The sequence below is a fragment of the Pectobacterium carotovorum genome, from assembly GCF_900129615.1.
GTDB lineage: Bacteria > Pseudomonadota > Gammaproteobacteria > Enterobacterales > Enterobacteriaceae > Pectobacterium > Pectobacterium carotovorum.
In genome coordinates this window covers 252,987-269,253 of the sequence record NZ_FQWI01000002.1, presented here as the reverse complement: position 1 = coordinate 269,253, position 16,267 = coordinate 252,987, and the positions used below count along the sequence as shown (strand labels likewise).

16 protein-coding genes and 1 other RNA gene are annotated in these 16,267 nt (G+C 53.4%); 8 read left to right on the top strand and 9 right to left on the bottom strand.

The features are described 5' to 3' along the window. Window positions 1-78 precede the first annotated feature (78 nt). The 5 genes from BUB06_RS05555 to prfC all read right to left on the bottom strand — a co-directional run bounded on the left by BUB06_RS05555 (window position 79) and on the right by prfC (window position 4,323). Entirely contained in the window at window positions 79-876 is a 798-nt protein-coding gene (locus tag BUB06_RS05555) for a TatD family hydrolase (RefSeq protein WP_039470556.1), read from the bottom strand. Between the two features lie 114 nt (window positions 877-990). Then, entirely contained in the window at window positions 991-1,179 is a 189-nt protein-coding gene (locus BUB06_RS05550) for a CsbD family protein (protein ID WP_039470554.1), read from the bottom strand. 138 nt (window positions 1,180-1,317) lie between these two features. Beyond that, window positions 1,318-1,479: a DUF1328 domain-containing protein gene (locus tag BUB06_RS05545; RefSeq protein WP_003019081.1), complete on the bottom strand. Its 162-nt coding sequence runs from the start codon at window positions 1,477-1,479 to the stop codon at window positions 1,318-1,320. A 145-nt stretch (window positions 1,480-1,624) separates the two neighbouring features. Beyond that, a complete protein-coding gene (gene osmY, locus BUB06_RS05540; protein WP_039470552.1) occupies window positions 1,625-2,233 on the bottom strand; it encodes a molecular chaperone OsmY in 609 nt (202 codons plus the stop codon). A 500-nt stretch (window positions 2,234-2,733) separates the two neighbouring features. After that, window positions 2,734-4,323: a peptide chain release factor 3 gene (gene prfC, locus BUB06_RS05535; protein ID WP_039546948.1), complete on the bottom strand. Its 1,590-nt coding sequence runs from the start codon at window positions 4,321-4,323 to the stop codon at window positions 2,734-2,736. 293 nt (window positions 4,324-4,616) lie between these two features. On the opposite strand from prfC, the gene BUB06_RS05530 reads away from it, so the two are divergent. Continuing rightward, complete coding sequence (locus tag BUB06_RS05530; RefSeq protein WP_039470548.1) at window positions 4,617-5,531, top strand: hypothetical protein; 915 nt, start codon at window positions 4,617-4,619, stop codon at window positions 5,529-5,531. Between the two features lie 54 nt (window positions 5,532-5,585). On the opposite strand, the gene BUB06_RS05525 is transcribed toward BUB06_RS05530, so the two are convergent. Then, window positions 5,586-6,284, bottom strand: coding sequence for a YtjB family periplasmic protein (locus tag BUB06_RS05525; protein ID WP_010296287.1), 699 nt, complete (start codon window positions 6,282-6,284; stop codon window positions 5,586-5,588). A 156-nt stretch (window positions 6,285-6,440) separates the two neighbouring features. Here BUB06_RS05525 and serB point away from each other — a divergent pair, with 156 nt between their 5' ends. The 3 genes from serB to nadR all read left to right on the top strand — a co-directional run bounded on the left by serB (window position 6,441) and on the right by nadR (window position 10,189). Beyond that, window positions 6,441-7,418: a phosphoserine phosphatase gene (gene serB, locus BUB06_RS05520; protein ID WP_039470545.1), complete on the top strand. Its 978-nt coding sequence runs from the start codon at window positions 6,441-6,443 to the stop codon at window positions 7,416-7,418. A 17-nt stretch (window positions 7,419-7,435) separates the two neighbouring features. Next, complete coding sequence (gene radA / locus BUB06_RS05515) at window positions 7,436-8,818, top strand: DNA repair protein RadA (protein ID WP_039470544.1); 1,383 nt, start codon at window positions 7,436-7,438, stop codon at window positions 8,816-8,818. Between the two features lie 117 nt (window positions 8,819-8,935). Further along, on the top strand, window positions 8,936-10,189 hold the full coding sequence (gene nadR, locus BUB06_RS05510) for a multifunctional transcriptional regulator/nicotinamide-nucleotide adenylyltransferase/ribosylnicotinamide kinase NadR (protein ID WP_039470542.1): 1,254 nt from the start codon (window positions 8,936-8,938) through the stop codon (window positions 10,187-10,189). Here nadR and BUB06_RS05505 read toward each other — a convergent pair. The 3 genes from BUB06_RS05505 to zapA form a co-directional block, all read right to left on the bottom strand. After that, on the bottom strand, window positions 10,186-10,833 hold the full coding sequence (locus BUB06_RS05505) for a 5-formyltetrahydrofolate cyclo-ligase (protein ID WP_039471016.1): 648 nt from the start codon (window positions 10,831-10,833) through the stop codon (window positions 10,186-10,188). The genes nadR and BUB06_RS05505 overlap by 4 nt on opposite strands. Window positions 10,834-10,872: 39 nt before the next feature. Further along, window positions 10,873-11,056: non-coding RNA, 6S RNA (gene ssrS, locus BUB06_RS05500), on the bottom strand. Window positions 11,057-11,130: 74 nt separating this feature from the next. Continuing rightward, a complete protein-coding gene (gene zapA / locus BUB06_RS05495) occupies window positions 11,131-11,460 on the bottom strand; it encodes a cell division protein ZapA (RefSeq protein WP_010284667.1) in 330 nt (109 codons plus the stop codon). 192 nt (window positions 11,461-11,652) lie between these two features. Here zapA and BUB06_RS05490 point away from each other — a divergent pair, with 192 nt between their 5' ends. The 4 genes from BUB06_RS05490 to ubiI all read left to right on the top strand — a co-directional run bounded on the left by BUB06_RS05490 (window position 11,653) and on the right by ubiI (window position 16,103). Continuing rightward, on the top strand, window positions 11,653-12,240 hold the full coding sequence (locus BUB06_RS05490; RefSeq protein ID WP_010296270.1) for a YecA/YgfB family protein: 588 nt from the start codon (window positions 11,653-11,655) through the stop codon (window positions 12,238-12,240). Between the two features lie 74 nt (window positions 12,241-12,314). Continuing rightward, a complete protein-coding gene (gene pepP / locus BUB06_RS05485) occupies window positions 12,315-13,640 on the top strand; it encodes a Xaa-Pro aminopeptidase (RefSeq protein ID WP_039470540.1) in 1,326 nt (441 codons plus the stop codon). Between the two features lie 45 nt (window positions 13,641-13,685). Next, entirely contained in the window at window positions 13,686-14,864 is a 1,179-nt protein-coding gene (ubiH, locus tag BUB06_RS05480) for a 2-octaprenyl-6-methoxyphenyl hydroxylase (RefSeq protein ID WP_039470538.1), read from the top strand. A gap of 27 nt (window positions 14,865-14,891) precedes the next feature. Then, window positions 14,892-16,103, top strand: a complete 1,212-nt coding sequence (gene ubiI, locus BUB06_RS05475) for an FAD-dependent 2-octaprenylphenol hydroxylase (RefSeq protein WP_039470537.1) — start codon at window positions 14,892-14,894, stop codon at window positions 16,101-16,103. Window positions 16,104-16,267: the final 164 nt, after the last annotated feature.

Sequence of the window (16,267 nt, the reverse complement as noted above, 5' to 3'; positions counted from 1 at the left end):
CAGAAAAGTGGAAGCAAAGATTCTTCCACTTGGGGGAATGGTAGTGGTGTAACGGGTAGCGTCGTAACACTCTCAGCGTTACATCGGGGTCAGCCGTCCAAACAGCCTGAATGAATTCTGCCACAACGCCTCGGCAATCTCTTCAGGCGATTCTGCACGTAGCTCACACAGCGTTTGAAACGCGCACGAAATACGTTCAGGTCGGTTTGGCTGCCCCTGATAGCCACTCATCGGCATGTCGGGTGCGTCAGTTTCCAGCAGCAGCCGATCTAACGGCAGCTGCGCGATTGCCTGACGCGTTTTATTCGCTCGGTCATAGGTTATGGTTCCCCCTACACCGATGTAATAGCCCAGCCGGATAAAGGCCTGCGCCTGTGCCAGACTGCCCGCAAACCCGTGAACCACGCCGGTACGCGGCACATCGATACGGCGCAGTAATTGCGCCAGCCTGTCGTGGCTGCGTCGCGAGTGCAGGATCGTCGGGAGATCGTATTTTTTCGCCAGCCGAAGCTGAGCCTCAAGGAAAGTAAGCTGCCGCTCAAACTGCGGTTCCGGCATATAGAGATCCAACCCAATCTCCCCCACTGCCACCAGTTTAGCGGGCAACTGGCGCAGTTCGTCTTCCAGACGGAGCAGGTCGCTCTCCTGATGCTCGGCGATATAAAGCGGGTGAAGACCCAGTGCGGCGTAGAGCGGTGAGTAGGTGCGAGAGAGCGTCAATACGCGCTCAAAATGCTGAGAAGCCACGGCAGGAATGATGATGCGATCAACCCCAGCGTCTTGCGCCAGACGCAAGCTTTCCGGTGCGTCATCATAGAATAAGGGAAAATCAAAATGGCAGTGGGTATCGATAAAACGGTATCGTTCAGCGGGCACGTCGCTTCTCTCCGTCAAAATTAGGTCCGTCAAGATGAGGCGACCTAATCTACGCCCAAGAACTATCCTGCCAAAGCCTCATGGCAGAATCGGACTTGTCGTTGCGGTGAGGCCTCAGTGTAACGTAGTTTTCTCTGAGGATACCTCTTCGTGCGCTTTTCCGTAACCCTCTTGCAAGACACCGGACAGGTAATCGTTACTCCCTTCCACCCAGGCGCAGTCGCTGTCAAACCAATCGGCCCACAGCGCGAGGAAATTCCCTTTCCACTGTTTCCATTTGCCAACAACGATATCGCTATTCATCATAAACCTCCTGATAAACTGTCGAAATGCAGCAAATACGTGAACAGTGTGCCGGTAAAATATGACAGCCGCGTGGCGCGGCTGTGTGCTCTGTATGACATTTCTTTCTATAGAGAAAGAATGAAAGAATTCGCTGTGCTACGGCCGTTTCCGACCCGTGAACAAGCTAACCAGAAACAGAATAATACCGACTACAAAGACGATTTTTGCCGCGCCAGCTGCTGTGCCGGCCAACCCGCCGAAACCCAGTGCTGCAGCAATGAGTGCGATGACTAAAAATATAATGCCCCAACGAAACATACGCTCTCCTTACCAGACAAAATGAAAAATCATGGTGGTCATCCTGACGCGATTCTTGCGTCCTGACTGCGTATCCACAGGTGGTGTTTTATTATGCGGATTAGGTAGGGTTATCCACCATTGTGGATAACCCTGTATCAAAGGGTTATTTAACTGTCAGGTCGTTCTTGACGCTTTTCACACCGTCGACGGCCTTCGCAATACTCTCAGCACGGTCGGACTGCGCTTTATTATCCACCCCGCCGCTCAGTTGCACGACGCCAGCCTGCGTTTCGACTTTCACTTTACGGGACGGAACAATGTCATCCGCCAGCAGTTTGGCCTTAATGGTGCTGGTAATCACGGCATCATCTGCATACGCGCCAACCGATTGTGATTGATTATCTTTCACCTGCAGTTTATCGCTGACAGACTGGACGCCCTCAACCTGCGTAGTGATTTCTACCGCGCGGGTGCTCAATTCCTGACTACCGACAAAGCCACTCAGCGTGACGACGCCATTTGATGTTTCAACGGAAATATCGCTGCTGGTGATCGATTTGTCTTCCAACAACGCACTCTTCACTTTTGCTGTGATAGCGCTGTCACTGACGTAGCCAGAGGCTTTATTAGCGGAGCTATCGATTTTTGCACCAGTTGTGTCCGCGATACGCTCTACTTTCTGCCCTAACGTTTCTTCAGCCATGGCACCGCCAGCCAGAATCGAACCCAGAGCAACTACGATCAGCGATTGTGTCAATTTGGTCTTTTTCATCGATGTCTTCCTTCTTATGCTCTTCTATAAACCCGAACCGATTTGGGTCACGTTAACGCCTGCACCGTCATCAGCAAATCAAGGTGATAATGACGTTATCAATACTCCGATGATTCCCTCTACTTGCATAAAAAATCAGAGTATTGAATTGCAAAGACGAAACAAATCAAAATAATGAACCAACTTAAATTGCACTAACAGTTGAACAAGCTAAATCAGTTAACACGCTGTTAACTATAGCCTACAGAATGGAAAATCACAGGGGAGCAAGGGAATATGTGCAGCAATTCAGATTTGTCTGTTGCACTGAAGCGAGAAATAACAGCAGGGAAAAAGCTCGGGTAATACATTGTTTTTAAATACATTTAAAAATAAAAACACCCGGCACTTTTGGCCTAAAGCCAAGCATAACCGGGTGATGATTATTTTAACAATGTGGTCACGATTTAAACGCCACAGTCACGATGATTTTCATGAAACCGTGGCGCCATCGATCAAAATTAATGCTCGCGCGTTTGGTGGAACGTCACTTCTGGATAGCGTTCCCGAGTCAGGTTCAGGTTCACCATCGTCGGTGCCACATAGGCCAGATTATCACCGCCATCCAATGCCAGATGCAGTTCGTTCTTACGCTTAAACTCTTCGAATTTCTTCACATCGCTGCACTCAACCCAGCGCGCGGTAGAAACGTTCACCGACTCGTAAATCGCCTCAACGTTGTATTCCGTTTTCAGACGGGCAACGACCACATCAAACTGCAGCACACCGACGGCACCCACGATAAGATCGTTGTTGGTCAATGGACGGAAGACCTGCACCGCGCCTTCCTCGGACAGCTGTACCAGCCCTTTAAGCAGCTGTTTCTGCTTGAGCGGGTCACGCAGGCGGATACGACGGAACAGTTCCGGCGCAAAGTTGGGGATACCGGTGAATTTCATGTCTTCACCCTGCGTAAACGTATCGCCAATCTGGATAGTGCCGTGGTTGTGTAACCCGATGATATCGCCGGGGTAGGCTTCTTCAATATGGGAACGGTCGCCCGCCATAAAGGTCAGCGCGTCTGAAATCACCACGTCTTTGCCCGTACGAACCTGACGCAGCTTCATGCTCTTTTCATATCTTCCGGACACCACGCGCATAAACGCCACGCGGTCACGGTGTTTCGGGTCCATGTTGGCCTGAATCTTGAACACAAAGCCGGTGAATTTCTCTTCCGCCGCCGTCACTTCACGGGTATCCGTTTTACGCGGCATCGGCGCAGGTGCCCAGGCGACTAAGCCATCCAGCATGTGGTCAACGCCGAAGTTACCCAGCGCCGTACCAAAGAAGACTGGCGTCAGTTCACCTGCCAGAAATGCATCCAGCTCAAATTCGTGCGATGCGCCTTGCACCAGCTCCAGCTCTTCACGCAGCTGCGCGGCCAGCTCTTCGCCAACGGCGGTATCCAGTTCCGGGTTATCCAGCCCTTTAACGATGCGCACTTCCTGAATCGTATGGCCTTTACCAGTCTGATACAGATAGGTTTCGTCTTTATAAAGGTGGTAAACGCCTTTGAACAATTTGCCACAGCCAATCGGCCAGGTAATTGGCGCACAGGCGATCTTAAGTTCGCTCTCGACTTCATCCAGCACTTCCATCGGATCGCGGATGTCACGGTCAAGTTTGTTCATGAACGTCAGAATCGGGGTGTCGCGCAGCCGAGTGACTTCCATCAGCTTACGCGTACGATCTTCGACCCCTTTTGCGGCATCGATCACCATCAGGCAGCAGTCCACCGCCGTCAGCGTACGATAGGTATCTTCGGAGAAGTCTTCGTGCCCTGGGGTATCCAGCAGGTTAACCAGACATTCGCGGTAGGGAAACTGCATCACGGACGTGGTGATGGAGATACCACGCTGCTTTTCCATCTCCATCCAGTCGGATTTCGCATGCTGGTTCGAACCACGCCCTTTTACCGTACCGGCAGTCTGGATCGCCTGTCCGAACAGCAGGACCTTTTCGGTAATCGTGGTTTTACCGGCATCGGGGTGAGAAATGATAGCGAACGTTCTTCTTTTGGAGACTTCGCGGGCGTATTCACTTGGAGACATGATTTTCAGGTTTCTTTTGTTAGCCACCCGGCGTCAGCATCAAGTCAACAACACACCGATGTCAGATCGTCAGGCAAAGCGGAAATAAACTGTAGCCGAGCATTTTCCCTGATTTAACGTGCAGACACAATCGGTGATGGCATAAACAGCAAAGCAGCGTCTTTACTTGCCAAACCTCAGCGCCACATCACAAGTAATAATAACGGAATAAACCATTTATAAAGTTACCATCTATCCTTGCCGATAACCTTCAGGTCAACATTTAACCATTCGATCGCACTTAAGGAGAGAGTATGAGCTTGTCTGTAAATAATACGGGTTATAGCAATTCTCAGGCCCAAAGCACCGCGACATCACCATCAACAAAAACGGCTACAACGGATGACGCTTATAACGTTCCCACCCCCATTATCGATCCGACAACCGGAAAGGCCGTTATCTCCCCAGGCAATACAACAATCTCTGAAGAAGGCCAAGCTACCCTTGCCGTCTGGAAAAATATGTCTGCCGAGGAAATGAAGAAAATAGAAGAAAAGGCGTCGAACGATTTTCGCACCCTTACCGAACGTGAACATGAGAAAATAAAGAATGCGCCGGCCGTCAACCCTGCCGACGTCAAGCTATCCGTTGATAACATCGGCACGAACGAAATGGCCATTGAACTCTGGTCAAATCACCTCAAAGAAGACAGCGGCATCAGTAAAGAAGAGTTTGTCGGTCTGGTTAATCAGGCCCTGTCAAAACCGTCTAATGTGACAACGTGGAGCTATACCACCGATAGTATCGAAATCACGCTAAAAGCCGCAAAACTGGAAGAACTGAAAAACCGCTATGTGGATAGCAGCGCTCACCAGAAAGCCGATAAAGATATTCAGGACTTCATCACGTACCAGTCTGATGCGCTGAGTAATCTGGAAAAAAATATTCTGCAAGATGAGTATCAGCGCAGTGTAGACGCGGGAGACACCGATAAGGCGAATTCCACCTTTTTGGAACTACAAAAAAACGCGGAAGGCACATCAGCAACGCAGATTCAACGCCAGCAAATCTTTTCTCTGGCTGCATCAAGCGACAACGGCGCCATATTCAGCCATTTTCGTAACTATATTGCCGTTACTGCATCCGATCGCTACACCAAAAGCGAATACACCTCGATACTCAATCAATTCCAGAGCCACTGGTTGGAATTTCAACTAGCATTGAAGTAACTCGCTACGCCCTCCGTACAAACAGACCGTTTGTACGGGGTGCCCGCCCGCATGTCAGAGACTTTTCTCTTCCCCGTCTTTTTTCACTACCGCGCCGCTGTCCGGCTGCGTGTCGCTTTCTACCTCATCCCCTTCTTCTTTCACTGGCGTACTGGCCGTGAGAAGGTAAGGCGACTGCTGCCAGCGAGTTCGACGATTCTGCAAGAGCGTACGAGTCAGAATGATGCCGATAGCCAGTGAAAGCAAAATCATCAGACGCAGAATATTGGTGGTGTTATCTACCTGTCTGGCTTCGGTCGCCAGCACATGGGTATCTAAAGTAATACGCAGGAAACCGATAGGCCCTTCTTTTCCCTCAATTGGCTGCACCAGTTGATGGTTAAAGTAGCTACCGACCCGATTGCCGTCCAGCGCCAGCCGGTCTCTCAGTTGCACCTGCTCACCGATATGCGCCACCAGCGAGCCGTCCTGCTGATACACGCCAGCATCCAGAATACGACTGTGATCGGTAAGCTGTTTGAGGATGGTATTAATTTTTTGACTATTATCATCCACGCTACCCATCAGCGGAGAAAGGCTGTAAGCCACCTGTCTGGAGAGCGTTCGCGCCAGATCTTCAACCTGTTCAGATCGTGCCATCTGGTGGCTCAAACTGAAATAAGACGCACCTTGCATTAATACCACTAGCAGAGCGAGGCAAATCAGCACAATTGCCGTGCGGTGTAGACGAAATTTCACCCGGGCGCGAACCATGATAATCCTTACACGATTTGGATACTTTCATGTTGCCAGAAGCGCCGACGATAGGATAGCTTGTTGCCCAGTTTTTGGAGGGATATGTTTGGTCGACGCCGCATCCTTCTTTATCGCACGACTTTATCGCACTACTGCAAGCAGAGGATTTATCCCATGTCGAATAGTCTGACCTATCGTGACCTCCCTGATGAGATCAACTGTTGGCCGGGACTGCCATTATCACTGAGCGGTGACGAAGTGATGCCGCTTGACTACCGCGCTGGCGACACCGGCTGGCTGATTTACAGCGACGTCCTCGATAAGAACCTGATTTCCCGCTACCAGCGTAAGCTGGGGAGCGCGATGGTGATCGTGAGTGCCTGGAACGTGGGCGATTATCAGGTCGTGCGTTTGGCAGGCACGCTGACGCCACGCGCAACCAAGCTGGCTCACGAACTGGGTATCGATGTCGCGGCCATGCGTAACGCGCCGACGCTACGTTCGCCGGGTTTACTGGTGATGGACATGGATTCCACCGCGATTCAGATCGAATGTATTGATGAAATCGCCAAACTGGCGGGCACAGGCGAGCTGGTGGCTGAAGTCACCGAACGTGCGATGCGCGGCGAGCTGGATTTCGCTGACAGCCTGCGCCAGCGCGTAGGGACATTAAAAGGTGCCGACGCCAATATCTTACAGACGGTGCGTAAAAACCTGCCGCTGATGCCGGGCCTGCGTAATATGGTTAGTCAGCTTCAGGAAGCAGGCTGGCACGTCGCGATTGCATCGGGCGGGTTTACCTACTTTGCTGATTATTTACGTGATGAGTTAGGTCTGGTCGCCGCCGTTGCCAACGAGTTAGGCATGCAAGACGGCAAGCTGACCGGCGACGTCATCGGCACCATTGTCGATTCAAAATATAAAGCGACCACGCTGCAACAGCTGGCGGAAAAGCTGGAAATCCCAATGCATCAGACCGTTGCGATTGGCGACGGCGCAAACGATCTGCCGATGATCAAGGCAGCCAGCTTAGGCATTGCCTATCACGCCAAACCGAAGGTCAATGAGCAATCTGCGGTGACCATCCGTCATGCCGACCTGACTGGTGTACTATGCATCCTCAGCGGCAGCATGAGACACGAAAAGCGTTAATCAGTGGGAGGTGAGACGTGGCAAAAGCCGTCAAACGGGCGTTTGTATGTAATGAATGCGGGGCTGATTACCCGCGCTGGCAAGGACAGTGCAGCGCCTGCCATGCCTGGAACACCATTACCGAAGTCCGTCTGGCCTCGGCGTCAGTATCACGTTCCGACCGTCTCACCGGCTATGCGGGCGAAAGCGCTGGCGTCAGCCGGGTACAAAAGCTCTCGGAAATCAGTCTTGAAGCGCTGCCTCGCTTTTCTACCGGCTTTCAGGAGTTTGACCGCGTTCTGGGCGGCGGCGTCGTTCCGGGCAGCGCCATTCTGATCGGCGGTAACCCCGGCGCAGGTAAAAGTACCCTGCTGCTGCAAACGCTCTGCAAGCTGTCAGAGAACATGAAAACCCTGTACGTCACCGGTGAAGAATCACTACAGCAGGTGGCAATGCGGGCACATCGCCTCAATCTGCCGACCCAAAATCTCAACATGCTGTCGGAAACCAGCATCGAACAGATTTGCCTGATTGCCGAGCAGGAACAGCCAAAGCTGATGGTGATCGACTCCATTCAGGTCATGCATCTCGCCGATATTCAATCGTCTCCCGGCAGCGTGGCGCAGGTACGTGAAACCGCCGCCTACCTAACGCGCTTCGCCAAAACGCGCGGCGTTGCTATCGTCATGGTCGGCCATGTCACCAAAGACGGTTCGCTCGCCGGGCCAAAAGTCTTGGAACACTGCATCGACTGCTCCGTGCTGCTGGATGGCGATGCCGATTCCCGCTTCCGCACGCTGCGCAGCCATAAAAACCGTTTCGGCGCCGTTAACGAGCTGGGCGTGTTCGCGATGACGGAACAAGGTCTACGCGAGATCAGCAATCCGTCGGCGATTTTCCTCAGCCGCGGGGACGAAATCACGTCCGGCAGTTCGGTCATGGTGGTGTGGGAAGGCACACGTCCGCTGCTGGTCGAAATTCAGGCGCTGGTGGATCAATCGATGATGGCCAACCCGCGCCGCGTTGCGGTCGGGCTGGAGCAAAACCGCTTAGCCATCCTGCTGGCGGTGCTGCATCGCCACGGCGGCTTGCAGATGTCGGATCAGGATGTATTTGTGAATGTCGTCGGCGGCGTGAAAGTCACCGAAACCAGTGCCGACCTGGCGCTGCTGCTATCGCTGGTCTCCAGCTTCCGCGACCGCCCGCTGCCACAAGATCTGGTCATCTTCGGTGAAGTCGGTCTGGCTGGCGAAATCCGCCCGGTTCCCAGCGGACAAGAGCGGATTACCGAAGCCGCCAAACACGGTTTCAAACGCGCCATCGTTCCTCATGCCAATATGCCGAAGAAAGCCCCTGCCAGCATGCAGGTGTTCGGCGTGAAAAAGCTAGCCGACGCGCTGGCGATCCTCGACGATCTCTAAACGGACCACAGAAAGCCATCCGCCCCTTCCATCCTGAGCTAAACAAGGGGAAAGAGTAGCGGATGTTGCCCTGTTCTGTGGTATTTTGTTTAGTAAGCTAAACAAGAGTGCTGCACCATGTCATCATTTGATTATCTGAAATCCGCCATCCGGCAGAAGGGTTGCACCCTACAGCAGGTTGCCGACGCAACCGATATGACCAAAGGCTATCTCAGTCAATTACTTAATGCCAAAATCAAAAGCCCTAGCGCCCAGAAACTGGAAGCGCTGCATCGCTTTCTTGAACTGGAATTCCCGCGCTACGAAAAGAGCATTGGTGTTGTCTTCGGCAAGTTCTATCCGCTACACACCGGCCACATTTATCTGATTCAGAGAGCCTGTAGCCAGGTCGATGAACTGCATGTGATTTTAGGTTACGACGAACCGCGCGACCGCCTGCTGTTTGAGAACAGCTCGATGTCACAGCAGCCAACCGTCAGCGACCGCTTGCGCTGGCTCTTACAGACCTTTAAATATCAGAAAAATATTCATATTCACGCCTTCAATGAGCAAGGAATGGAGCCTTACCCGCACGGCTGGGATGTGTGGAGCAAAGGGATTCAGGCGTTTATGCAGGAAAAAAGCATCACGCCGAATTTCGTCTACACCAGCGAAGAACAGGATGCCGCGCAATACCGTGAGCAACTGGGCATTGAGGCCGTCCTGATCGACCCGCAGCGCTCCTTTATGAACATCAGCGGTTCGCAGATTCGCCACGATCCTTTCCGCTACTGGGACTATATCCCGACCGAGGTGAAGCCGTTCTTTGTGCGTACCGTTGCCATTCTTGGCGGCGAATCCAGCGGTAAGTCCACGCTGGTGAACAAGCTGGCGAATATCTTCAACACCACCAGCGCCTGGGAATATGGTCGCGATTACGTGTTCTCCCATTTGGGCGGCGACGAGATGGCGCTGCAATATTCCGACTACGATAAGATCGCGCTGGGTCAGGCACAGTACATTGATTTTGCAGTGAAATATGCCAATAAAGTGGCTTTCATCGATACCGACTTTGTCACCACGCAGGCGTTCTGCAAGAAATACGAGGGCCGTGAGCACCCGTTCGTTCAGGCGCTGATCGATGAATACCGTTTCGATCTGGTGATCTTGCTGGAAAACAACACGCCGTGGGTCGCCGATGGGTTGCGTAGCTTAGGCAGCGCCACCGCCCGCTCGGAGTTTCAGGATCTGCTGAAAACGATGCTGGCTAACAATAATATTCCGTACGTTTACATCAAAGAGTCGGACTACGATTCGCGCTTCCTACACTGTGTGGAATTGGTACAGCAGATGTTAGGCCACGATCGCTCGCCTGAAGCGCTCAAAAGCTAGCGTGAGTTCCACTGCCAATGGCAGGAGGGGGTAATAATTTCCGGCAGCGGAATATCCCAACTTTCCACTGGCAGTGCGTCAACCTGCTGACAATCGTGGGCCAGGCCGATCGGATAAGGCCCGCGAGATGTATAGTTGCGATACTGCAACGTACGGTCGTAAAACCCGCCCCCCATACCCAGCCGCTGCCCCTGATGATCAAACGCCACCAGCGGCGTCAGCAGGACGTCCAACTGCGGTAACGGCAGCACCTGACGCACATCCAGACGCGGCTCCATAATTTTCAGACGATTACGCACCAGTTCGGTGTCCGGTGCATAGCGCAGGAACAGCAGATGCCCGGTACGAAACGGATGCAGAACCGGCAAATAAACGCGTTTCTCCTGCTGCCACAGCTGTTGAATCAACGGAGAAGTATCCAGCTCGCCATCAAATGACAGAAATACCGCGACGCTATCTGCCCGTATGATTTTCGGGTGCGCCATGACGCGCTCACTCGCCTGCTGCGCAAAGCGCGACTGCTGCGCTGACGTCAGTAAACGACGCTGCTGACGCACAGCCTGACGAATCTGCTGACGCGATGTTGCCGTAGAAGAGAGTGAAGTATCGGGAAGTGCCGATGAAAATGAATCAGAAGATGACATGGGCTGCGTTCGCCACGGGTCAAAAATGATAAAAGAAAGGGAATCTCCGAGATGCCGCCGCAGGCTGTAACCCTTGAACCCTTGGTTCAAGGTGAACATAACGTCGCAGTCTTAAGGCTTCTCGGACGAACCGAGCGTGCTCACCAACCGCAGAGCATTACATTCTGTTGGTATGAAATATCGGCTCAGGGGACTGGCCCGCTGACAAACATCTCAGAGAAATTTTATTCGTTACTCGCGATAAACCTTAGCACGTCTTCTCGCGTAAAAACACCGTACTTTTGTCAAAATACGACGTTATTCAAATTGTGCACCCTGACGTTCAGTGATCTTGCCTTGCTCCAGCAACGCCTGTTCGATCGTCTGCTGCAACATACGAATACGCTGTTCCATATTCGATGCATAATCACGCGTCTTACCCCGCTCCTGCGCCAATTCATGACACACATTCAGAGCGGCAATAAACACCAGTTGCTCAGTGTTTGTGACTCTAGTGCGAACTTTAAGATCTTGCAACCGCTGGTTAAGATCTTCCGCCGCCTGATTCAACGCATCCTGTTGTTCTGGCGGGCAATTCACTCTTAACGAACGGCCAAAAATTTGAATATCTACTGGTTGTGCAGACATACCACCTTCCTGCCTTTTGTCGTTCTTACGCCCGCGTGCCACATAGCATGAGCATTACCCGTTACATCGGGCTCGTTAAAGCGGGCGCAACTATATATAGCCGAGATCTAAGATACAAGCCCTTTCTGGAATCGAAAGGGAGCTTGGTGGTAGCATAGCACGAACCAATCCAGCCAACGATGACGAATCCGCATGTCTATAGAGAATACGTTTCCTGCCTATGAAGGCCTTGACCAACTGCTTCACCAACAGCAGGTCGCGCTGACCGCAGCAGAAATGCACGGTTTGATCAGTGGGATGCTGTGTGGTGGAAACCATGACGACAGTTGGAGAACGCTGGTTTTTGAACTGACTAACGAAGGCATGGCGTTTACCCAAACGCTGTCGCAGCCGCTTCAGGAGCTGTATCAGGCCACGCGTGAAGCGCTGGAAGATGACGGCTTTCTGTTCCAGCTTTTCCTGCCGGACGACTCGCAGGATGACGTGAGCGTTTTCGATCGCGCCGACGCGCTGGCAGGCTGGGTCAACCACTTCCTGCTCGGGCTGGGCGTGGCTCAGCCACAGTTGAACAAAGCCAAAGGCGAGCTGAAAGAAGCTATCGAAGATTTACGCAACATCGCACAGCTGGGCTACGACGAAGATGAAGACCAGGAAGAGCTGGAGCAATCACTGGAAGAAGTGATTGAGTATGTTCGCGTTTCTGCCATTTTGTGTCATACCGAATTTACCAGCCAACGCGTTGTGACTGCGCCCGAGCAGCAAAAGCCAACGCTGCACTAAATAACGTAGAAAGGCATGCCTCATTCAGAGCGGAAGGGAAAGGCAACCGCACGGACTATTTTCAGGAGCAGGTGATGAATCCACAAGAATTTCTTCGTCGTCGTCAGGGTCTGTTGGAAAAAATGGCACCGGGCAGCGCGGCGATTATTTTTGCCGCGCCGGAAGCGCAGCGCAATGCCGACAGTGACTATCCTTATCGTCAAAATAGCGATTTCTGGTATTTCACGGGATTCAACGAACCAGAAGCCGTTCTGCTGCTGGTAAAAAGCGATGCCAAACATCATCACAGCGTGATCTTCAACCGCGTACGCGATCTGACAGCCGAAATCTGGTTTGGTCGTCGCCTCGGTCAGGAAGCGGCGCCAGCTAAACTCGGCGTTGACCGCGCGCTGCCGTTTGGCGAAATCGGCGCACAGCTGCATCTTTTATTGAATGGGCTGGACGTGGTGTACCACGCGCAAGGGCAGTACGATTATGCCGACAAGCTGGTCTTCGCCGCGCTAGACACCTTGCGCAACGGCTCCCGTCAGGGCTTTGCTGCCCCTGCTACGCTGACAGACTGGCGCCCGTGGGTGCATGAGATGCGCCTGTTTAAATCACCGGAAGAAATTAGCGTGATGCGCCGCGCCTGTGAAATTACCGCGCTGGCCCACACCCGCGCCATGCAAAAATGCCGTCCCGGCATGTATGAATATCAGCTTGAAGGCGAAATTCACCACGAATTTACCCGTCACGGTGCGCGTTATCCTTCTTACAACACCATCGTCGGCAGCGGTGACAACGCCTGCATCCTGCATTACACCGAAAATGAAACGCAAATGCGTGACGGCGATCTGGTGCTGATTGACGCCGGCTGTGAATACAAAAGCTATGCTGGCGACATTACCCGCACCTTCCCCGTCAACGGCAAATTTACTGCGCCGCAGCGTGCCATTTACGACATCGTGCTGCGCTCACAGCTGCGTGCGCTGGAACTGTTTGGCCCAGGTCGCAGCATCCGTGAAGTGAACGAAGAAGTGGTGCGCATCATGGTCAGCGGGCTTATCAAGCTCGGCGTGCTGAAAGGTGAAGTGGAAGAGCTGATTGCCGAGCAGGCACATCGCCAGTTCTTCATGCACGGCCTCAGCCACTGGCTGGGTCTGGACGTGCACGACGTTGGAAATTACGGCACCACCGATCGGGGCCGTCCGCTTGAACCGGGTATGGTACTGACCATTGAGCCGGGTCTTTACATCGCACCTGATGCCAAAGTGCCGCAGCAGTATCGGGGAATCGGCGTACGTATCGAAGATAACATCGTGATCACCGAAAACGGCAATGAAAACCTGACGGCTGGCGTAATCAAAGACGCTGATGCCATCGAAGCGCTCATGGCGCAGCAGCATGATAAGCAACGCTAAGCAACGCTTTCAAAGGGCAACGGCATAATTGCAAAGGACAACAGCATGGCGGTCATGATTGTCGGTGGCGGGATGGCAGGCGCAACGCTGGCGCTAGCGATATCGCGGCTTTCGCAGGGCGCAATCCCGGTCGATCTTATCGAGGCGCACTCGCCACTCGACAAGGAACATCCGGGTTTTGACGCACGCGCCCTCGCGCTGTCTGATGGCACACGCCAGCAGCTAGCGGCGTTAGGCATCTGGCAAGCGCTATCGGGTAACGCAACGGCGATAACCGATATTCACGTCAGCGAACGCGGACATGCCAGCGTGGTGAATCTGAAGGCCTCGGACTATCACGTTCAGGCATTAGGCCATGTGGTTGAGCTGCACGACGTCGGACAACGCCTGTTTTCCCTGCTGCAACAGGCTCCGGGCGTGCGTCTGCATTGCCCGGCCAAAGTCGTTGCCGTCACGCGGACGCAGGATAATGCGACGCTAACGCTGGACGACGGCACCGAGCTAACAGGCCAACTGCTGGTCGCCGCCGATGGCTCACGTTCCATGCTGTCGCAGTCCTGCGGCATTCAGTGGCAGCAGCATGATTATGATCAGATTGCGACGATCGCCAATGTAACAACCGCCGAACCCCATCGCGGCCGCGCGTTCGAGCGGTTTACTCCGCACGGCCCGCTGGCGCTCTTGCCGATGAGTAACGGTCGCAGTTCACTCGTCTGGTGCCATAATAAACACCGTCAACATGAGGTCGATGGCTGGAGCGAAGCCGACTTTCGTCAGCAGCTACAACAGGCTTTTGGCTGGCGTCTGGGACAATTCACCCACATCGGCGAACGCCACAGCTACCCGCTGCGCTTACTCACGGCCAGCCAGCATATTAGCCATCGGCTGGCGCTGGTGGGTAACGCCGCGCAAACGCTACACCCGATTGCCGGACAGGGCTTTAATCTGGGGATTCGCGATGTCATGTCGCTGGCAGAAACGGTCGTCGATGCAGCGAAAAAACAGCAGGATATCGGCCAGTACAGCGCACTCAGCCGCTACCAACAGCGGCGCGAGCCCGACCAACACGCCACGGTGGCGATCACCGATGGACTGGTCAGGCTATTCGCCAACCGCTATGCCGCACTGACCGTCAGCCGCAATCTGGGACTGATCGCCATGAATAACCTACCGCTAATGCGCGACGCCTTTGCTCGTCGCACGCTGGGCTGGGTAGAACGTTAATTAAGCTCGCCAACAGGAAATACGGAAATGCAATCATTCGACGTGGTTATTGCCGGTGGCGGTATGGTCGGTCTGGCGCTAGCCTGCGGCTTACAGGGCAGCGGCCTGCGTATCGCCGTGCTGGAGAAACAGGCGGCCGAACCTCAGCCGCTTGGGAAAGACCATGCCCTGCGCGTCTCCGCCATTAATGCCGCCAGCGAATGCCTCCTGCGCCATATCGGCGTCTGGGAAAATCTCGTGGCGCAACGCGTTAGTCCTTACAACGATATGCAGGTGTGGGACAAAGACAGCTTCGGTAAAATCAGCTTTAGCGGCGAAGAATTCGGCTTTTCCCATCTTGGGCATATCATTGAAAATCCGGTGATTCAGCAGGTACTGTGGCAACGCGCCTCTCAGTTAAGCGATATCACCCTGCTCTCCCCAGCATCGTTAAAACAGGTTGCCTGGGGCGAGAACGAAGCCTTCATTACGTTGCAGGACGACAGCATGCTGACCGCCCGGCTGGTCGTCGCTGCGGACGGCGCCCATTCGTGGCTGCGTCAGCATGCGGATATTCCGCTGACCTTTTGGGACTACGGCCATCACGCGCTGGTCGCCAACATTCGTACTGAACATCCCCATCAGTCCGTTGCGCGTCAGACGTTTCACGGCGACGGTATTCTGGCGTTCTTGCCGCTGGACGATCCGCACCTTTGCTCGATTGTCTGGTCGCTTTCTCCGGAGCAGACTCAGGCGATGCGGAGCTTGCCTGCCGACGAGTTCAATCGTCAGGTCGCGATGGCGTTTGATATGCGCCTGGGGCTGTGTGAGCTGGAAAGCGAGCGCCAGACTTTCCCACTGACTGGGCGCTACGCCCGCAGTTTTGCGGCACACCGGCTGGTACTGGTCGGCGACGCAGCGCACACCATTCATCCGCTGGCAGGGCAAGGTGTCAATCTGGGCTTCATGGATGTCGCCGAACTGATTGCGGAAGTGAAGCGCTTACAGGCGCAGGGAAAAGACATCGGCCAACACCTTTATCTGCGACGCTATGAACGTCGCCGCAAACATAGTGCCGCGGTGATGCTCGCCAGCATGCAGGGGTTCCGTGAACTGTTTGACGGTGACAATCCGGCGAAAAAGCTGCTGCGCGATGTCGGTCTGGTGCTGGCGGATAAATTGCCCGGCATTAAACCCACGCTGGTTCGTCAGGCAATGGGATTACACGATCTACCAGACTGGCTTAGCGTCGGAAAATAATAAAACCAGAATAGATAATAAAGCTCGCCGCTTAAGCGGCGAGTTATCAATAACGCTTTCTTCTTAATTAAAGCACTAACTTCTTCAACCATATCCATTATTATTTTAGCTACTGCTCTTTTTTATTTACACAATAAACCCATCACTCAAAAAACAATTAGCAG